Annotated in this window: 4 protein-coding genes and 1 pseudogene; 2 read left to right on the top strand and 3 right to left on the bottom strand. The window is 64.6% G+C overall.

Going from position 1 to position 5132, the window contains the following annotated elements; translation table 11 throughout:
* Nucleotide 1: 1 nt before the first annotated feature.
* Nucleotides 2-1162, top strand: a pseudogene (locus tag Q0O05_RS11130) (CoA transferase).
* Nucleotides 1163-1231: 69 nt separating this feature from the next.
* Nucleotides 1232-2179: a LysR family transcriptional regulator gene (locus tag Q0O05_RS11125; RefSeq protein WP_293663061.1), complete on the top strand. Its 948-nt coding sequence runs from the start codon at nt 1232-1234 to the stop codon at nt 2177-2179.
* A 121-nt stretch (nt 2180-2300) separates the two neighbouring features.
* Here the strand turns inward: Q0O05_RS11125 and Q0O05_RS11120 are convergent, their stop codons facing one another.
* From Q0O05_RS11120 to Q0O05_RS11110, 3 genes are all read right to left on the bottom strand, one after another.
* Complete coding sequence (locus tag Q0O05_RS11120) at nt 2301-2597, bottom strand: hypothetical protein (protein ID WP_293663060.1); 297 nt, start codon at nt 2595-2597, stop codon at nt 2301-2303.
* 97 nt (nt 2598-2694) lie between these two features.
* A complete protein-coding gene (locus tag Q0O05_RS11115) occupies nt 2695-3942 on the bottom strand; it encodes a DUF1501 domain-containing protein (protein WP_293663059.1) in 1248 nt (415 codons plus the stop codon).
* Nucleotides 3943-3983: 41 nt separating this feature from the next.
* On the bottom strand, nt 3984-5132 hold a 1149-nt coding region (locus Q0O05_RS11110), incomplete at its 5' end, for a DUF1800 domain-containing protein (RefSeq protein ID WP_293663058.1).

Below are 5132 nucleotides of genomic sequence, written 5' to 3'. Positions count from 1 at the left end.
GCTGGCCGGCATCCGCGTTGTCGAATTCACCCACATGGTGATGGGCCCCACCTGCGGCATGACTTTGGGTGATTTGGGCGCGGACGTGATCAAGGTCGAGCCCCTGGCGGGCGACAGCACGCGCACGCTGCTGGGCAGCGGGGCGGGGTTTTTCCCGCTGTTCAACCGCAATAAGAAGAGCATCGCGGTAGACCTCAAGAGCGTAAAGGGCCGCGAGATTGTGCTCAAGCTGATTGCCAGTGCCGATATCGTGAGCGAAAACTTCAAAATCCAGACCATGCAAAAGCTGGGGCTGGACTACGCCTCGCTCAGCAAGCTCGACCCGCGCCTGATTTATGTAAGCCACAAAGGATTTTTGCCGGGCCCTTACGACCACCGTACCGCGCTCGATGAGGTGGTGCAGATGATGGGCGGCCTGGCCTACATGACCGGGCGGCCCGGCGACCCGCTGCGCGCTGGGTCAAGCGTGAACGACATCATGGGCGGCATCTTCGGGGCGCTGGGCGCCATGGCCGCGCTCATGCAGCGCCAGCACACCGGCCGCGGCCAGGAGGTGTAAAGCGCGCTGTTTGAGAACAATATTTTTCTGGTGGCGCAGCACATGATGCAGTTCGCCGTGACCGGCCGGGCCGCCGCACCCATGCCCGAGCGCATCTCGCCCTGGGGCATTTACGACGTGTTCAGCGTTCAAGACAACGAGCAGATTTTTCTGGCGGTGGTGGGCGACGGGCAATGGAAGACGTTTTGCGAGGCTTTCGGCTACGCCGACCTGGCCGCAGACGCGCGCATTGCCACCAACAACGGCCGGGTGCTGGCCCGCGATTGGCTGATTCCGCTGTTGCGTAAGCGTCTGGCGGCGCACAGTGCGACAGCGTTGTCTGCCGTGTTCGAGCAGCACGGTCTGCCGTTTGCCCCCATTACCGATCCGCAGCATTTGTTTGACGACCCGCACCTGCAAGCTACGGGAGGGCTCGCGCCCATGGAGCTGCCCGACGGCCGTCAGACCCAAGTGCCTTTGCTGCCGCTCACCTTGGCGGGTGAACGCCTGGGCCTGCGCCTGGATCCGCCCAAACTGGGCGAGCACACCGACGCGCTATTGCAGAGCCTGGGTTACACCGCGGACGATGTGGCAGCGCTCCATGCCGAGGGCATAGTGCTATGAAAATGAGAGCTGCTCGCGCATATCCCACGGAGCAGACCGCTCTGCCACTCAGACCTCACGGAATTAGCGATGGACAAACTCAAACAACTCGAATCTTTTGTGTCGGTCGCCACCCGCGGCAGCCTCACTGCGGCGGCCCACGCCGAGGGCGTGGCCCCCGCCATCATGGGCCGACGGCTGGACGCGCTGGAGGAGCGCTTGGGTGTGAAGCTGCTGATCCGCACCACGCGACGCATCACCCTGACCCACGAGGGCAGCGCGTTTCTGGAGGACTGCCAGCGCATCATTGCCGACGTGTCCAACGCAGAGGCGAGCGTGAGCGCCGGCGGGGTCAAGGCAGCAGGTCATTTGCGCATCACCGCGCCGGCCGGCTTCGGCCGCCGGCATGTCGCGCCGTTGGTGCCCAAGTTCCGCGAGCTGCATCCGGATGTAACGATTTCGCTCAACCTGAGTGACCGGGTGGTCGACATCGCCGGCGAAGGCTTTGACTGCGCCGTGCGGGTGGGGGACATGCCGGACTCGTCGCTGGTGAGCGTGCGCATGGCCGACAACCGGCGACTGTGCGTTGCCACGCCGGCCTACCTCAAGCGGCACGGTGCACCCAAGTCGCCGGCCGACCTGGCCCGTTTTCATTGCCTCACGCTCTCCAGCGACGCGTCGCAAACACGGGGCTGGGCCTTCAGAATGCCCGGTTCCCTGGCAGGAAGCGCTGACGATCGGGGTCACGCCGGCGAGGTGGTGTACCTCAAGCCGGGCGGCCCGCTCGACTGCAGCGACGGCCAGGTGCTGCATGAATGGTGCCTGGCCGGCTACGGCATTGCCTGGCGCAGCACCTGGGAGGTGGAGAGTGAAATTGCCGCCGGCCTGCTGGTGGCGGTGCTGGAGGACTTTGCCGCGCCGCCCAACGGCATTTACGCCGTCATTCCGCAGCGCAAGCATCTGCCCCTGCGGGTGCGGCTCTGGATCGATTTCATCAAGGAGCGCTACAGCGCTCCCGGCTACTGGAATCAGGCTTAACGCTACTGTTTTGATAGCTGTGTGCGCATATTCCACGGGCGCTGAAAGCAAAAAAGCCGGTCTACCCAGGTAGAGCCGGCTTTGCAGCATGCGCCGGCCTGTCGGCGGCGCAGAGCTTGTCTTATTGCGCGTCGTCTTCGGACGGGACGTCGAATTCGTCGTCCAGGCTGTCGCTCTCCATCATCGCGATTTCGGCGCACTGAACACCATTGAGCTGGTGACGGTAGGCCAGGAATGCGTGGCGGGCGTTGGCTTGGTCATCGCCCTCGTCGTCGGCAGCTGCAGCGGCCAGGTGGTGCTTGGCAGCGGCTTGAAAGTGGTGGGCGGCCATGCGGTGGTAGTCACCGATGGTCTCAAAGTCTTCGTCCATCAGGTCGTTTTCCAGGTCGTCAGCCACGGGGGATGTGTCTTGGGTCATTACAGGACTCGCTTTTCTGTGAAACACGGCGACATGCCGCGACCCACAGGTTGGGGCCGGCCCGTGAACCCCCTGTGACAAGGCTGTGGGGCTTTCGCTACACCAGGCCCCAATCGCGCGCGCCGGCAAAGCCCGGGAAGATAGTCTTGAGTTGCCCATCGCTTAGGCCCCACTGGCGCCTGAAAATGCCGCCCAACACACTTCGGTATTCGTTCATCACCGCATAGTCACGGTTCTGGAACAGGGTTGCCGCGCTCATTGGTACCTGCTCACCCACCACCCGCTTGCCGCGCACCGCGCCGCCCAGCACCCACATCACACTGCCGTGCCCGTGGTCGGTGCCGCGGTTGCCGTTTTGGCGGAAGGTGCGGCCGAACTCGCTCATCACCACCACCACGGTGTTGCTCCACGCACTCCCCATTTCCTGCGCGTAGGCTGCCAGCCCCTGGCCCAGCTCATCGAGCCGGCTGGCCAGGTAGCCGGTGGCGCCGCCTTGTGCGACGTGGGTGTCCCAGCCGCCCACATCCACAAAACCCAGCGCATAGTGCTCGCGCATCAGGCGGGCAATGCGGCGCGCCTCGAGTTCAAAGCCCTTGGCCGTGATGGCGCCGCGGCTGGCCGCGTCCATCTCCGCCGACATCTCACGCATCACCTGCTCGCGCACTGCGAAGCCGCTTTGCACCGTGCCCTCAAGCGCGCTGCCTTGGTACATGGCGGCAATGATCTTGCTCTGCCGCATGTCCACCGAAGGTTTCGAGAGGTTGCGCAGGCTGGTGTTGGGTACCCGCAGGCTGCCTTGCAGGGCGATGGGCAGCTGATCGGTAAAGGACATGGGCGCCAGGCTTGCAACCGCGGCCGCTTTGTGGCCCTGCAGCTGGGCCGCAAGGCGGTTCAGGAAACCCGAGCCGTAGCGGATGCTGCCCGCGTTGAGCTGGCCCAGTTCGATGCTGTCCTGGGTTTCAAAGTGGCTGCGGGAGAGGTCGTCGGTGCCACTAAAGGGCACAAAGGCGAGCTCGCCTTGCTGATAAAGCGGAAAAAGCGTTTCGCGCAAAGCAGGGTGCAGGCCCCAATCGGCGGTCAGCGGCAGAGCGCTGGCAAGGTCAGCCGAGGGCTTGGCAATCGCAATCTCGGGGCGCACCTCATAATAAAAGCTGCTGCTGGTAGGGACCAGTAGGCTGGCTGCGTCCAAGCCGCCGCGCAGAAACACGAACAAAAACTTCGGGGCACCGGTGGCTGAAATCGGAGAGGCCCCGGGCGTGGCGGCCAGCAGCCTGACGCCGGGCAGGCCCATTGCGGCAGCAGCGCCACTTTGCAGGGCAGCGCGTAAGAGGTGACGACGTTGCATGGTGGACTCCGGTGGGCTTGTCTTGAACGGGTCGTGCCGATTCAGCGGCGCATAGTCTCGGGGGCGGCCAGCAGGAAGGTGTTCCATTCCTGGGGCGAGCCCGCCTGGTCCAGCGCGGTAAGGGTGGCCGGCCCCAGGGTCGTTTGGATGGCCTGGAAATACAGCGCATTGGCAAGCTGCGGGAATGCAGCCCGCTCGGTGGGTTGGGGCCCGTCGGTCTTGAAGAGGCCGGCACTGCCCGAACCGATTGCTTTGGCAATCTCAAAGCGCGTGGTGAGTTGGCCTGCGCTGTCCCAGCCGGAGGCCACCAGCGGGTAGCCGTCCGGCGTCTGGCGGCCGTAGAGCGGCTCGCCCATACGATTGATCCAGTTCAGCATCGGCCCGACATTCAAAATCACCTTGTCGTCATAGGCCAGCCGCACGGAGGACACCACGTAGCGCATCGGGTCCTTGAATTTGGACGCCCGCGCCAGGCTGAACTCGGGCGAGGTGAAGAGTGTCTCCAGCACCTTGGAAATTTGCCCGTCGGTGGCCTTCCAGCTGGCTGCCATGCGGTCTACCAGAGCCTGTGGCGGGCTGTCCGAGAGCCAGAAGGTGGCCAGCTTGCGACTCACGAACTGTGCGGTGGCGGGGTGGCGGGCCAGGGTGTCGAGCGCGGCCTCCACCTCGCCAAGTCCTTCGCCGCGCACGGGCGCGCCCAGCAAGGTCTTGGGCGTCATGTCGTGCCGCTGCGGGTTGAACTCCATCACGCCACGGCGCACATACAGGCGGTTGAGCTCCTTGCGCAGGGTCGGGTTGCCGGCGTTCATGTTGACGCCCAGCCCGGTCAGCACCCGCGCCAGTTCCTGCACATCTTTCTGGCTGTAGCCGCCGTCCACGCCCAGCGTGTGCAACTCCATCAGCTCGCGGGCAAAGTTTTCGTTGATGCGGCCGGCAGCGTTCTGATCGTTGTCCAGGTAGCGCAGCATGGCCGGGTGCAGGGCAACGGCGCCCAGCAAATCGCGGAAGTGCCCCAAGGCGTTGGGCCGCAGCGCGCTTTCTTCATAGTCGCCCAGCATGGCGCGCAGGTTGTGCTTGTAGAGGTGCACATTGAAGTGGTTTAGCCAGAACCAGGTCATCTGCTCCTGCACCTGGGCCGGGCTGTACACCGCGCGCAGCAGGTGGCGGGTGGCCGCCTCGCGGGAAAGACG

The sequence above is a fragment of the Rhodoferax sp. OV413 genome, from assembly GCF_945881795.1.
Lineage (GTDB): Bacteria > Pseudomonadota > Gammaproteobacteria > Burkholderiales > Burkholderiaceae_C > Allorhodoferax.
This window is presented reverse-complemented; position numbering and strand designations above follow the sequence as displayed.

Coding starts and splice junctions, on each gene's coding strand:
- Q0O05_RS11125 (WP_293663061.1), top strand. CDS start 1,232: ATGGACAAACTCAAACAACTCGAATCTTTTGTGTCGGTCGCCACCCGC.
- Q0O05_RS11120 (WP_293663060.1), bottom strand. CDS start 2,597: ATGACCCAAGACACATCCCCCGTGGCTGACGACCTGGAAAACGACCTG.
- Q0O05_RS11115 (WP_293663059.1), bottom strand. CDS start 3,942: ATGCAACGTCGTCACCTCTTACGCGCTGCCCTGCAAAGTGGCGCTGCT.